The organism is Vibrio phycocola (assembly GCF_054404255.1).
This window is the reverse complement of sequence record NZ_JBTAMQ010000005.1, coordinates 117,092-130,486: the sequence shown is the minus strand read 5'-3', so window position 1 is coordinate 130,486 and position 13,395 is coordinate 117,092. Positions and strand designations below refer to the sequence as shown.

10 protein-coding genes and 8 tRNA genes are annotated in these 13,395 nt (G+C 41.7%); 1 reads left to right on the top strand and 17 read right to left on the bottom strand.

The window, feature by feature from the left end; all coding sequences use genetic code 11:
* The first annotated feature begins 16 nt into the window (after positions 1-16).
* Positions 17-1,282: an HlyC/CorC family transporter gene (locus ACXJY6_RS09290; RefSeq protein ID WP_458768163.1), complete on the top strand. Its 1,266-nt coding sequence runs from the start codon at positions 17-19 to the stop codon at positions 1,280-1,282.
* A gap of 100 nt (positions 1,283-1,382) precedes the next feature.
* On the opposite strand, the gene luxS is transcribed toward ACXJY6_RS09290, so the two are convergent.
* The 17 genes from luxS to csrA form a co-directional block, all read right to left on the bottom strand.
* Positions 1,383-1,901: an S-ribosylhomocysteine lyase gene (luxS, locus tag ACXJY6_RS09285; RefSeq protein WP_456050553.1), complete on the bottom strand. Its 519-nt coding sequence runs from the start codon at positions 1,899-1,901 to the stop codon at positions 1,383-1,385.
* A 104-nt stretch (positions 1,902-2,005) separates the two neighbouring features.
* Positions 2,006-3,574 carry a glutamate--cysteine ligase gene (gene gshA, locus ACXJY6_RS09280; protein WP_458768162.1) on the bottom strand — a complete coding sequence of 523 codons (1,569 nt, stop codon included), beginning with the start codon at positions 3,572-3,574 and terminating at the stop codon, positions 2,006-2,008.
* 139 nt (positions 3,575-3,713) lie between these two features.
* Positions 3,714-6,569: a M16 family metallopeptidase gene (locus ACXJY6_RS09275; RefSeq protein ID WP_458768161.1), complete on the bottom strand. Its 2,856-nt coding sequence runs from the start codon at positions 6,567-6,569 to the stop codon at positions 3,714-3,716.
* A gap of 9 nt (positions 6,570-6,578) precedes the next feature.
* A complete protein-coding gene (locus tag ACXJY6_RS09270) occupies positions 6,579-7,040 on the bottom strand; it encodes a YqaA family protein (RefSeq protein ID WP_456050550.1) in 462 nt (153 codons plus the stop codon).
* Positions 7,037-7,984 carry an NADP-dependent oxidoreductase gene (locus ACXJY6_RS09265; protein ID WP_458768160.1) on the bottom strand — a complete coding sequence of 316 codons (948 nt, stop codon included), beginning with the start codon at positions 7,982-7,984 and terminating at the stop codon, positions 7,037-7,039. Before ACXJY6_RS09265 ends, ACXJY6_RS09270 begins: the two co-directional genes overlap by 4 nt.
* A 120-nt stretch (positions 7,985-8,104) precedes the next feature.
* On the bottom strand, positions 8,105-9,235 hold the full coding sequence (locus ACXJY6_RS09260; RefSeq protein WP_456050548.1) for a sodium ion-translocating decarboxylase subunit beta: 1,131 nt from the start codon (positions 9,233-9,235) through the stop codon (positions 8,105-8,107).
* A gap of 9 nt (positions 9,236-9,244) precedes the next feature.
* On the bottom strand, positions 9,245-11,038 hold the full coding sequence (gene oadA / locus ACXJY6_RS09255; protein ID WP_456050547.1) for a sodium-extruding oxaloacetate decarboxylase subunit alpha: 1,794 nt from the start codon (positions 11,036-11,038) through the stop codon (positions 9,245-9,247).
* 29 nt (positions 11,039-11,067) lie between these two features.
* Positions 11,068-11,331: an oxaloacetate decarboxylase subunit gamma gene (locus ACXJY6_RS09250; RefSeq protein WP_458768159.1), complete on the bottom strand. Its 264-nt coding sequence runs from the start codon at positions 11,329-11,331 to the stop codon at positions 11,068-11,070.
* 363 nt (positions 11,332-11,694) lie between these two features.
* Positions 11,695-11,771 (bottom strand) — tRNA-Arg (locus tag ACXJY6_RS09245).
* 17 nt (positions 11,772-11,788) lie between these two features.
* A tRNA-Arg gene (locus tag ACXJY6_RS09240) sits at positions 11,789-11,865 on the bottom strand.
* Positions 11,866-11,930: 65 nt separating this feature from the next.
* Positions 11,931-12,023 (bottom strand) — tRNA-Ser (locus tag ACXJY6_RS09235).
* Between the two features lie 22 nt (positions 12,024-12,045).
* Positions 12,046-12,122: transfer RNA gene (locus ACXJY6_RS09230), tRNA-Arg, on the bottom strand.
* A gap of 34 nt (positions 12,123-12,156) precedes the next feature.
* Positions 12,157-12,233 (bottom strand) — tRNA-Arg (locus ACXJY6_RS09225).
* Between the two features lie 65 nt (positions 12,234-12,298).
* Positions 12,299-12,391 (bottom strand) — tRNA-Ser (locus ACXJY6_RS09220).
* A 22-nt stretch (positions 12,392-12,413) separates the two neighbouring features.
* A tRNA-Arg gene (locus ACXJY6_RS09215) sits at positions 12,414-12,490 on the bottom strand.
* A 37-nt stretch (positions 12,491-12,527) separates the two neighbouring features.
* Positions 12,528-12,620: transfer RNA gene (locus ACXJY6_RS09210), tRNA-Ser, on the bottom strand.
* A gap of 181 nt (positions 12,621-12,801) precedes the next feature.
* The gene (gene csrA / locus ACXJY6_RS09205; protein WP_456052778.1) at positions 12,802-12,999 is read right to left on the bottom strand and encodes a carbon storage regulator CsrA; all 198 of its coding nucleotides are present in this window, start codon (positions 12,997-12,999) and stop codon (positions 12,802-12,804) included.
* Positions 13,000-13,395 lie beyond the last annotated feature (396 nt).

Here is a 13,395-nt window from a genome sequence, read left to right as displayed (position 1 = left end):
AAAGGAATTTATAAATTTGGACGACATATCAACGGGTATATTATTTGCGACGCTCGCATGTCTTATAGTTATATCCGGATATTTTTCAGGTTCTGAAACTGGAATGATGGCGTTAAATCGCTATCGCCTTAAACATCTCGCCAATCAAGGTCATCGAGGTGCGAAGAGAGTAGAAAAATTACTCAGCCGCCCCGATAAACTTATCGGCTTGATCCTCATCGGAAACAACCTCGTTAATATTTTGGCATCGGCCATTGCAACCATCTTAGGTATGCGCCTATTTGGTAACGCTGGGGTAGCCATAGCAACAGGAGGCTTAACTCTTGTTATCTTAGTTTTTGCCGAAGTCACTCCAAAAACACTCGCAGCTCTCTATCCAGAACGAGTTTCATTTGCAAGTAGTATTTTGCTTAGTATTTTAATGAAATTCATGGCGCCTTTAGTCTGGTTTGTAAACATCATAACTAATGGCTTCATTCGTATTTTAGGTTTATCAAGCAAGCATGATGGCGCTGACCGTCTGAACTCTGATGAGCTAAGGACCGTGGTAAACGAAGCGGGTGGGTTGATACCAAAACGCCACCAAGATATGTTGCTCTCTATTTTGGATCTCGAACACGTTACCGTAAACGACATTATGGTTCCTCGAAACGAACTCACAGGAATCAACATAAATGATGACTGGAAATCGATCGTACGCCAATTGACTCGTTCACCACATGGCAGAGTTGTGTTATATCGAGATAGCATCGATGAAGTTGTTGGAATATTGAAACTGCGTGATGCATTTCGATTTATGCTTGAAAAGAATGAGTTCAACAAAGAGGTTTTACTTCGGGCTGCGGATGAAGTGTACTTTATCCCCGAATCTACCCCATTGAACGTTCAATTACTTAAGTTTCAACGCAATAAAGAACGAATTGGCTTAATTGTCGATGAATATGGCGATATCGATGGCTTGATTACCCTCGAAGATATTCTTGAAGAAATTGTGGGGGAATTTACCACTTCGATGTCTCCAAGTTCATCAGATGAAATCATCCCTCAGGCAGATGGCAGCTTTATGATTGAGGGCAGTACCAATGTCCGAGATATCAATAAATACTTACGCTGGCAGATGCCAACCGACGGCCCAAGAACGTTAAATGGTTTGATACTAGAACATCTAGAAGATATTCCTCAAACGCGTTTAAGTGTGTGCGTTGCTGATCACGAAATGGAAATCATTGATATTGAAGAGAACCGAATTAAATTGGTCAAAGTTTACCCCAACAAAAGCTAAATTTTAGCCTAATCCAATATCAAAAACTTCTATTATCTAACTAAAAAAGCTTGGCACATCGCCAAGCTTTTTTTATTACCACCATGCCTGATGATATTGATTAGTTTACTTTTAGTTCACTAATCAATGCATCTGGTAGTGCCAAATCATCGTTCTTATTAACCGAAATGCCCGCATCTATAACTGCAGTTGCAATTTCTTTCGCTTCCTCTAAAGAGTGCATTTCAGCGGTTCCACATTGGTACTGATTTAGCTCAGGAATTTTATCTTGGCTTTCTACTTCCAATACGTCTTTCATTGCTGAAAGCCAAGCTTGCCCAACTTCGCTCTCACCTGGTGTGCCAATTAAACTCATGTAAAACCCGGTTCGACATCCCATTGGTGAAATATCAATAATTTCGACATCGGAACTATTGAGGTGATCACGCATAAAGCCAGCATATAGGTGCTCAAGTGTATGAATACCTCTCTCCGATAACAAGCTTACATTCGGAAGTGTAAAGCGCAGGTCAAATACCGTAATAGTATCGCCTTTCGGTGTTTGCATTTTTTTCGCAACACGTACGGCAGGGGCGGTCATTCGTGTATGATCGACGGTAAAACTATCAAGTAAAGGCATTTATTTTTCTCCAAATACAATTCAGTTGCATTGAAACTGAATCAAAAAATTATATACATTATGTATGCTAAACCGTATTTCTGCTATTAAATCGATTCAGTACTTCACTTTAAATCAGAAAAGTAGTTCTCCAAAAAAGTATCAAAGTCGATCTCTTCGGCATTATCCGCCTCTGCTTGTTTCGCAAGAGAGAGTTCGACTTCTTTTTGCATTTCCTCGCCAGAATACTGTGAATATTGATGTTCTTTGTTTTGTTGAGCGTATTCATTACCTAACTTAGAACCAAGAGAAATCATACATCCTTCTTGCTTTAACTGAGTCAAAAATTGAGCTGACAATGTCAACTCTGGATCATCAATCCATGTGGTCAATCGTTGACAAACTTGACTGTATTCGTTGCCGCCATTTGCCTTATCGAATAACTCGGCAATGGAGAATAATTCATCCATAACACGATGAGCCCAGGTGTTAAGAGTAAGAACTTCACCATGACAACCAATTTTAAGCTCTAATCCTGGCTTACGACCTTCAATGACCACTTTATTCCAGTTACTACGCCAGCACTCCAGCTCACAGTTAGTCATCTCATCCGATTCGCTCATTACAGCCCAAGTTAAGAATAAATCGAGAAAACGAATTTGATCTTTGTTAACCCCAATAGGACTAAATGGGTTTACGTCTAAAGAACGAATCTCAATATATTCAACACCACCGCGCTGCAAAGCTTCAGAAGGCTTTTCACTAGCACTTGCAACACGCTTAGGACGAATAGGAGCATAAAGTTCATTTTCGATTTGCAACACATTGCTGTTGAGTTGACGATACTCTCCATCGACTTTCACACCAATATCAGCAAACTCAGCAGAAGGTGTTCGAATCGCACTGTGTACACCTTCTAAATATTGTTCAAGACTATTAAAACCAATTTTCAGGCCACTTTGAGCACTGTTAGTGTAGCCCAAATCACTTAACCGCAGTGAGGTTGCGTATGGCAAATACAATGTTTTTCCAACATTTTCAAAAGGCAACTGTGAGTCTCGTCCCTTTAAAAAAGATGGGCAAATAGCTGGAGAAGCGCCGAAGAAATAAGGAATTAACCAGCCGAAGCGATAGTAGTTTCGGATCAAACCAAAATAGGAATCGGATTTCGTTTTTTCTCTCGCTTCCTGAGTTTGATCACCATAGAGCTGATCCCAAAGAGCTTCAGGAAAAGAGAAATTAAAGTGAACACCTGAAATAATCTGCATCAGACTTCCGTAACGGCGCTTAAGCCCTTCACGATACAAAGTCTTCATTCGCCCATTGTTAGATGTACCATATTGAGCTAACTGAATAGCGTCTTCATTGGGAACATAACAAGGCATCGACATCGGCCACAATTTTTCGTCGCCACTCAAATGGCTCTGACTAAAATGATGCACATCGGATAATTGGTCAACAATGGTATCAACATTTTGACTTACGGGAGTAATAAACTCGAGCAAGGATTCAGCAAAGTCTGTTGTAATCCACTGATTAAAAGTAGCCGAACCGAGCGCACTTGGGTGAGGTGTTGTCGCAATACTACCATCAGTGTTATATCGCAGTGTTTCACGTTCAATACCACGATTAAATTGCTTAAATATATCGGGGTTTTGAGCTGCTAGGCTAAGTCGTTCAGTTAATTTATTCAAAACAGGTTCACTTATATTTATTGTCATAATACGTGAGCTAATCACAGTCACCTCAATAAACAGCTCTGAGCGCCTAAATCAAGTGGCTAGATAGCTCAGAAGTGTTTACGACATGGGGTATCTCTTTTAAGTTGGTACTTTAACGAATGATTTCAAGTTTAACCATCGGTAAGTTTAATTTTTCAAGTTGTGGTTCAACGACGTTAGCATCGCCAACGACAATAATTTGGTAATCATTCGGGTTAAACCATTTTTTAGCACTTTCATTCAATGTTGCTTTTTTCACTGTTGCTACAATCTCATTACGCTGCTGTAAATAATCGTAATGCAGACTATAAGTTAATATCCCGCTAATTAGGTCAGCTTTTTGATCTTGCGTTTCATACATTAATGCATCTTGCTGCCCCACAGCAAGCCGCATGAAAGCCAACTCATCGTCATCTAATCCATTTTGTACGTAATGATTCATTTCATTACGCATTTCAATAATGCTTAAACCCGTTGCTTCAGCCTTAACCGGAGCCTCAAAGACCGCTATACCAATTTCCCGATTACTCGCTAAATAACCATCCATACCATAGGTATACCCTTTATCTTCACGCAAATTTTGATTCATTCGGCTATTAAAATTGCCTGCCAAATTAAAGTTTGCCAATTGAGCTAAATATAACTCTCCAGTTGCATCAAAAGGTTTCGTGGTGCGAACAAAACGGACGATACTTTGAGTCGCTCCTGGATGATCAAGTACATAAATTTTCTGCTCTGACTGTTGCGGCAATATTTGAGGCGCAAGTAGCGGAGGATATTCCCCTTGCCACTGTCCTAAGAAATCAAGGCTACTAATCGCTTCACCTTCATTAACATCACCGACAATCACGATCTGAGCGCCTTGCGGAGTATAATGCTGCTGATAAAATGCGAGCACATCCTCTAATGTCAATGAATCGATACTCTGCTCTGTACCATCACTAATACGAGAGAATAACGAATCTCCAAATAGTACCTGACGGGTGGCTTGTGAAGCTTGCCAAGTCAACTTTTGCTGTTGGTACACAACGCCTTCTTTCATCTTTTGTTTCAACCGCTCTAAGTCTTTAGGGTCAAAACGCGGATGAAATAGCAATTCATCAACAATCGCTAAGGTTTGATCAAAGTTCTTAACCAAAGCTGAGACTGTCACTGTTGTTGTGTAGTGACCTGCACTGATTGATACAGATGAACCAAGCCTATCTAACTGCGCTTGAATTTGCTCTTGTGTTCGACTCTGACTTCCTTCTCCAATTAGACTTGCAGTCAGTTCTGCTAGTCCTTCTTTCCCCTCATCAACATAGCGTTCACCAGCAGGAAGTTTTAACTTAAATAGTACAGAAGGCGACTCTAGACTTTCTGTACCCATCAAGGTGATCCCATTGCTGAAGTGGTGTTTATATAACTCAGGTACTTTTATCGATAGCGAATCTCCAACAACTGGAACTTCACTTCGATCAAAGTCATCTTCAACATTTCGAAATTCTAGCTGATTTAATGCAATGGTTTTATGTGGCTGAATAACCCGCTCTTCTGGGATGAAGTTAACAGCTTGTACTGCTATATCTCTTTTTCCTTTGGGGACAACACTTAAAACTGCATGTGATTTATCGACTAAAAATTGAGACAAAACGGAATCTATGTCCGACATCGATACATTTTCTAATAATGAAAGATTGGTTTGAAGTCGATCTGGCTGATCAAAAAACACATCGTTATAAGCAAGTTGAGAGACTTTCCCTTTTACACTTTCTAAGGCAAAAATTGCATCAGCTTGCGCTATCCCTTTTATTTCTTCAAATCGTTCTTCATTCACACCTTGAGATTTTACTTCCTGAATAATATCTAATAATTGTTGGTAAAGTGTATGCAATGCATCAGGTGCCGTTGATGAAGACATAGCGTAGAGATAAAAAGTACAAGCTAGTTCTCCACAGTCTTGAAATGCTCCTGCATTAATGGCTTCATTGGTTTTTACTAACTTTTGATAAAGTAGACTGTTTGCCCCACTTCCCAACACTTGAGATAAAACATCAAGTGGAACTTGAGTTTCAGCTCCTAAGTATTCCGTTGGCCACCCAACCACAACCATAGGTTGCTGAATTCGGTCTTCAATCGTAACAAAACGCGTTTCATTTATGACCGCTGGTGCCTTTGGCATATCATCGACTTCAGGCCCTTTAGGAATAGATCCAAAATATTTGTTCACCCAATTTAATGTCTGATCAATTTGAATATCTCCCCCAATGACTAACGTCGCATTGTTTGGGCCATACCAACGTAAAAAGAAAGATTTAAGGTCATTCACATCAACTCGGTCTAAATCTTCAACATAGCCAATAGTTTGCCAAGAATAAGGATGAGATCTTGGGTACAACGTTTCACCCATTTTTTCCCAAATCAGTCCATAAGGACGATTATCATAATTTTGTGCACGTTCGTTCTTAACGGTATCCCTTTGTATCTCGAATTTACGTTGAGAAACGGCATCCAATAAGAAGCCCATCCGGTCAGATTCTAACCATAGGACTTTTTCAAGTTGGTTTGCTGGGACTGTTTCAAAGTAATGAGTTTTATCACGGTTGGTGGTGCCATTAAGCTCACCACCCGCTTCAGTAATGTATTTAAAATGCTGCTGATCACCGACATGCTTTGATCCTTGAAACATCATGTGTTCAAAAAAATGCGCGAAACCTGTGTTGCCTTGGACCTCACGTGCGGAGCCCACATGATAGGTAACGTCAACATGAACTAATGGGTCCGAATCATCTGGAGACAAAATAACGGTCATACCATTATCTAAGCGGTATTTCTTATAAGGAATCATCGCTTTCCCTGGTACAGCCTCAACTTGTTCAACTAATGAGATACCATCGGGAAGTGACGAGAAAAATGAATAATCTTTGCTAGATGAAGTACATCCAACCAATACGAAGAGTGACAAGGCAACTAGCCAAAGCTTTGTCATTTTAACTCCTTAAAATAAACCTAAATACAACACTATGAGAATAGCGTATCGAATTGCTTTACCAATGAGAATACAAAGGAACGAAGGGAGTGCTTTCATCCTCATCCATCCTGCGGTCAAGCACAATGCATCGCCAATAATAGGTAGCCAACTGAGCAATAAAACCCAATAAGCATGTTTTTGTAACCATGCTATAGAGGTTCGACTTCTCAAAGTAGAATCAGTTCTGTTTGGTAACCATAAACCCAACAAATAATTAGTGAATCCACCGAGCGTATTACCTAGTGTGGCAACTATAAACAAATAAACGTAAGAATGAGAAGAATACGAAAGAGCGGCTAATAGCGTAGCTTCTGAACTTCCTGGCAACAGTGTCGCACTTAAAAAACTGGAGAGAAATAATGTAAATGGCGCTGATTGCTCCCAAGATAAACCAAGAGTACCAAACAGCGCCTCTAATGTTTCGTTCATTGCATACTAAGTAATAATTTTCCGCGAGTATGCCCACTTTCAATTTCAGTGTGGGCTACTTTAACATCATCTAAAGAATAAATTTTTTGGATCTCGGTCTTAAGCAATCCGACACTAACCATATAAAGCATAGTATCGAGCTGCTCAGGATTTGGTTCAACAAGCATACCTGTCGCTTGAAATCCTAATAAAGTTGCCTTTTCACAAATCAATTCAGCAGTGAGTGTTGGTACAGTCACCACTCGAGCATTATCTTTTAAGCACTTTAATGCATCCAGCGCAACATCTCCGCCAACCAAATCAATCAGTACATCGACACCATCGAGTCGTTGTGAAACAGGCGCAAAGTTATAATTGATGGCGTGAGCGCCTAACGTCGCGAGGTAATCGAGGTTTTTTTCACTACACGTTGTATAAACTTCGGCTTTTGCAGCAATAGCCATTTGAATAGCTAAATGACCAACACCACCCGCTCCAGCCAAGATCAGTACGCAGTCCCCTTCTGTGACCTCACCACGGTTCAGAGCTTGAGCAGCCGTTTGTCCAGCTAAAGGCAATGCCGCGGCGGCTTCCAGAGTTATTGAGCTCGGAATTAAGCTAAGAGCAGCTTCAGGAATGGAGATATATTGACTGTACCCTCCACCTTGCAATGGAAAACCAATAAACCCTGCGACACTATCATTAATAGCAAAACGCGTGCACCCGTCACCTAGTTTTATAATTTTACCTGACACATCATAACCTGGTACCCAAGGTAACTTGTCTTTATTTTGCTGTGCAGCCCACCCAAGGCCTGCTCTTGTTTTAGCATCGATTGGATTAATACCAGAGAATGCTACTTCAACAAGAACTTCACCCTTAGCGGGCTCAGGAACGGAGGTAGTTTGAATCACCAAAGTATCAACATCACCAAACTGAGATATCGCAATTTGTTTATTTTCCATTTCTAGAATCCTTTCACTCAATCACGGCCAATAAAAAAGGGATGCATGTAAGCATCCCTTTGAATATATATCATTTATTGGCAATCGGTAAACTATGAAAGCCAATTTCACGCTAAGTTGTTAACCAGCCAACGCTAATAGAATACCAGCAGCAACAGCTGAACCTAATACCCCAGCGACGTTTGGCCCCATTGCATGCATCAATAGGAAGTTTTGTGGGTTTGCCTCTAACCCAACTTTGTTAACCACTCGAGCCGCCATCGGAACCGCTGATACACCTGCCGCACCAATCAATGGGTTAATATCCTCTTTCGAAAGCTTATTCAGTAACTTGGCCATCAGCAAACCTCCAGCAGTACCGATACTAAAAGCAACGGCACCAAGAGCTAAAATACCTAACGTTTCAAAATTTAAGAATTGATCTGCTTGTAGCTTAGAACCAACACCTAATCCTAAAAAGATCGTAACGATATTAATCAACTCGTTTTGCGCAGTCTTCGATAAGCGATCAACAACACCAACCTCACTCATAAAGTTGCCGAAACAAAACATTCCCACCAGTGGAGTCGCGGATGGTAAGAAGAGAATCGTCATCAAAAGTACAGCTAGAGGAAAGACCATTTTCTCTACTTTACTAACATGACGGAGCTGAGCCATTTTGATTACACGCTCTTCAGGGGTAGTCAGCGCTCTCATAATCGGAGGTTGAATAATAGGAACTAACGCCATATAACTATAAGCCGCTACCGCTATCGCGCCTAATAAATCAGGAGATAGCCTACTCGCTAAGAAAATAGCAGTAGGACCATCCGCGCCACCGATAATCGATATTGATGCCGCATCGGCCATGCTAAATTCCATGCCTGGAATAACGTTCAGTAAAATAGCGCCAAACAATGTGGCAAAGATACCTAACTGAGCAGCCGCGCCTAACCATAACGTTTTAGGGTTTGCTATCAGCGCACCAAAATCCGTCATCGCTCCTACGCCCATAAAGATCAGAAGCGGGAAAATGCCCGTTTCAATTCCGGCGTGATAAATATAGTAAAGCAGGCCGCCTTCATCAGTAAACCCAGCATTAGGAATGTTTGCTAAAATAGCACCAAAGCCAATAGGCAAAAGCAATAATGGTTCGAAGCCTTTAGCAACCGCTAGAAACAAAAGCCCACAGCCCACTAAAATCATAATGATTTGAGTAAACTCAAAGTTAGCTAAACCCGTTTCACTCCAAAGTGTAATTAATCCGTCCATGGTTATCCCTTATGCCAAACCAACAAGAGGAGCACCAACAGCAACAGCATCTCCTTCCTTGACATAAACACTATCGATAACCCCTGCACGTGCAGCCCGAACTTCCGTTTCCATCTTCATTGCTTCTAGAATGAAAATAACATCCCCTTCGGCTACTTGATCGCCAGCTGATACATTCACTTTGAAAATGGTGCCCGCTAATGGAGCAGAAATAACTTCTGCATCAGCAGCTGGTGCTGCAGGAGCAGCCGCCTGAACTGGAGCTGCATTTGCCACCGGTGTTACCGACTCTAATGCACCTGAAGGGCCAACTTCAACTTGATACACCTGACCATCAACTTTCACACTGTAAGCTTCAATACCACCTTGTGCAGTAGCTGCAACAGGAGCGGCAACTACAGGAGCCGAATCTTCTAATGTCGGAGCGGGTTCAAACGCACTTGGGTTATGACGATTCTTAAGAAACTTAAGACCAACCTGAGGGAACAAAGCGTAGGTCAAGACATCATCCACGGTATCTTCCGCAAGTGAAATTCCCTCTGCTTTTGACTTCTCAAACAATTCTTTCGTTAAACTGTCCATCTCTGCACTTAAAAGATCAGCAGGACGACAAGTAATAGGTTCTGCACCTTCCAATACTTTTGCTTGAAGATCTGCATTTAGCTCTGCTGGCGCACAACCATATTCGCCTTTCAAAATACCAGCCGTTTCTTTAGTAATCGACTTATAACGCTCGCCAGTTAAAACATTGATAACAGCTTGAGTACCAACAATTTGCGATGTTGGTGTAACTAGAGGAATATACCCTAAGTCTTTACGTACTTTAGGTATCTCTTGTAATACTTCGTCTAATCGGTCCGCTGCACCCTGCTCTTTTAGCTGACCTTCCATGTTCGTCAACATACCACCAGGGACTTGGGCAATCAGGATACGAGAATCAACCCCTTTCATTGCTCCTTCCCATTTCGCGTACTTCTTGCGGACCTCACGGAAATAAGCCGCAATAGGAGCGATTTCAGTTAAAGAAAGACCTGTGTCTCGCTCTGTACCTTCTAACATCGCTACGACGGTTTCAGTTGGTGTATGACCATACGTCTGGCTCATCGATGAAATAGCGGTGTCTAAGATATCAACCCCCGCTTCTACCGCTTTTACCGCAGTCGCCGTAGATAGCCCTGTAGTGGCATGACAATGTAAAGCAAGTGGTACATCACACGACGCTTTAATACGGGTAATCAGCTCTTCGGCTTCGTAAGGCTTAAGTAGACCTGACATATCTTTAATACACAAAGAGTGACAACCTAAGTCTTCTAGGCGTTTAGCTAAATCAACCCATGTGTCAGCAGTATGAACAGGACTGGTCGTGTAAGAAAGTGTACCTTGAGCATGAGCGCCAACATCAATAGTTGATTTCACTGCTTTCTCAAAATTACGAACATCATTCATCGCATCAAAAATACGAAAAACATCCATACCATTTTTATGCGCACGTTCAACAAACTTTTCAACCACATCGTCGGCGTAATGACGGTAACCCAGAAGGTTTTGTCCGCGTAACAACATTTGCATTGGCGTGTTTGGCATTGCTTTTTTAAGCTCACGCAAACGTTCCCACGGATCTTCACCTAAGAAACGAATACAAGAGTCAAATGTAGCGCCTCCCCATGTTTCTAGCGACCAATATCCAACTTTATCCAATTCTGCGGCAATCGGTAGCATATCTTCGATACGCATACGTGTAGCAAAAAGTGATTGGTGTGCGTCACGAAGGACGACATCTGTAATAGCGAGTGGTTTAGACATGCAATTAAACTCCTTTTAAATCCCTTTTACTATTTCTTCGCTGATGACGAGCGATACTGTTTGACCGCGGCCGAAATAGCAGCGACTACGTGTGGGTTATTCCCCGTAGTGCTCGATTGATTATTCTGAACTCTTTTTGATGGTGCCACGGGAGCAGCAGGCTGTTCCTGTGGAATAATTTTTGCCATTAACGTAACGAGATAGACAAGAATGGTCAAAAATAGAAATACGAATGTCATACCTGTGCCCATTAGGACAGCTGCATCGCCAAGCAGGCTACCAATATTATCCATTTTGCTTCCTTTCAAATTTATAAATTGGAGAACTATGTCTTCCTTAATAATGCCAATTTAATTAAAGGCTCGTAATAAAGAATTATCTCGATTGCTCTAGTGTTGTCAAACGTACATTTCTCACGCTTAGAGATAAACCATAAGATACTTAATCCAGAGTTAATAGCAGTGATATATGCCATATTTAGACCAGTATACAAAATATCCAATAACATCTTTCCGTTGTTATAAAGTAATTCCGCCTAAAAAGATGTGTTCTAGGTAAAAAAAGTGCAATTACCAAGTAAACATTTAGGAATTTACGACAAAAGTTCAATATTAAAGACACAAAAAAACCCCGCTAAAAAGCGAGGTTTTAGTGTATGGCGCGTCCTGGAGGATTCGAACCTCCGACCGCCTGGTTCGTAGCCAGGTACTCTATCCAGCTGAGCTAAGGACGCAAATAATATAATGGAAGTGGCGCGCTCGGAAGGATTCGAACCTTCGACCGCCTGGTTCGTAGCCAGGTACTCTATCCAGCTGAGCTACGAGCGCGCAATGTGGTATAACCCACGCTTTAGTCTGCTAAAAACTAAAAATGCCCTAATGGACATAAGAAATGGCGGTGAGGGAGGGATTCGAACCCTCGATGCGGCTACAAACCACATACTCCCTTAGCAGGGGAGCGCCTTCGGCCTCTCGGCCACCTCACCACATTCTGTCACTTTAAAAAAGTGGCGCGTCCTGGAGGATTCGAACCTCCGACCGCCTGGTTCGTAGCCAGGTACTCTATCCAGCTGAGCTAAGGACGCGTCGAGTTAATTCAATGATCTATATTCAAAATAATGGCGCGCTCGGAAGGATTCGAACCTTCGACCGCCTGGTTCGTAGCCAGGTACTCTATCCAGCTGAGCTACGAGCGCGCAATGTGGTATAACCCACGCTTTAGTCTGCTAAAAACTAAAAATGCCCTAATGGACATAAGAAATGGCGGTGAGGGAGGGATTCGAACCCTCGATGCGGCTACAAACCACATACTCCCTTAGCAGGGGAGCGCCTTCGGCCTCTCGGCCACCTCACCACATTCTGTCACTTTAAAAAAGTGGCGCGTCCTGGAGGATTCGAACCTCCGACCGCCTGGTTCGTAGCCAGGTACTCTATCCAGCTGAGCTAAGGACGCACTTTGTTTATCATGCTAAAGATAAACTCGCAAGAAATGGCGGTGAGGGAGGGATTCGAACCCTCGATGCGGCTACAAACCACATACTCCCTTAGCAGGGGAGCGCCTTCGGCCTCTCGGCCACCTCACCATCTTGCGGAGGCACATATTACGATTTACCAAAAATATGTCAAACACTTTCTTGGTAAATAAGAGAAAAAAGATAACTAACCGTTGGCTATTTAATCAAACTGCTTGGATAAGCAACTTTTGTGGGCGGTATAAATTTCAACCATATAAAAAGACTAGCGATTTCGCTAGTCTAAATTACATCAATATCCGTTAGGGTTTGGTGTGCCACTGCCCTTTTCTTGCTGTATTCGCATATAAATCTCTTCACGATGAACAGAAACATCTTTAGGTGCGTTTACACCAATGCGAACTTGGTTTCCCTTTACACCAAGAACTGTAACGGTTACTTCATCACCTATCATCAGCGTTTCGCCAACACGGCGAGTCAAAATTAGCATTATTGGCTCCTTGAGTATTCTCTATATTGCCTGTAATTAAGCTATCACTACGTATTTTATTGGCCAACAGCATAGCTATTAGCGTAAATTTCTTTGCACATATTTAATCATTAAATAGTACTTTCATCGTTAGAAGCTTAGTCAACATGATGAAAATTCGCTAGTTTTAGTTCTTCAATATGCGAATTAGCACCTAGATAGATAGAGGGTGCTAAAATTGTTCGTTACTATTACGGATTTTCAATTCTAACTCCAGAAAAAAACATTACATTGATGAGGATGTAGACATAAACACTAAGTTTTGTGTTTAGGATCACCTTCTTACCTCAGGAAACGATTTCTCTGAATTTAGAATCATAAATAAAGAGCCTAATTATTCTTCATTAGATAAATTTA

What these genes read in the sequence shown, in the direction of transcription:
- ACXJY6_RS09250 (WP_458768159.1), bottom strand. Translation starts at nt 11,331, where the DNA reads ATGGATAATATTGGTAGCCTGCTTGGCGATGCAGCTGTCCTAATGGGC.
- ACXJY6_RS09260 (WP_456050548.1), bottom strand. Translation starts at nt 9,235, where the DNA reads ATGGACGGATTAATTACACTTTGGAGTGAAACGGGTTTAGCTAACTTT.
- luxS (WP_456050553.1), bottom strand. Translation starts at nt 1,901, where the DNA reads ATGCCTTTACTTGATAGTTTTACCGTCGATCATACACGAATGACCGCC.
- oadA (WP_456050547.1), bottom strand. Translation starts at nt 11,038, where the DNA reads ATGTCTAAACCACTCGCTATTACAGATGTCGTCCTTCGTGACGCACAC.
- csrA (WP_456052778.1), bottom strand. Translation starts at nt 12,999, where the DNA reads ATGCTAATTTTGACTCGCCGTGTTGGCGAAACGCTGATGATAGGTGAT.
- ACXJY6_RS09265 (WP_458768160.1), bottom strand. Translation starts at nt 7,984, where the DNA reads ATGGAAAATAAACAAATTGCGATATCTCAGTTTGGTGATGTTGATACT.
- ACXJY6_RS09270 (WP_456050550.1), bottom strand. Translation starts at nt 7,040, where the DNA reads ATGAACGAAACATTAGAGGCGCTGTTTGGTACTCTTGGTTTATCTTGG.
- ACXJY6_RS09275 (WP_458768161.1), bottom strand. Translation starts at nt 6,569, where the DNA reads ATGACAAAGCTTTGGCTAGTTGCCTTGTCACTCTTCGTATTGGTTGGA.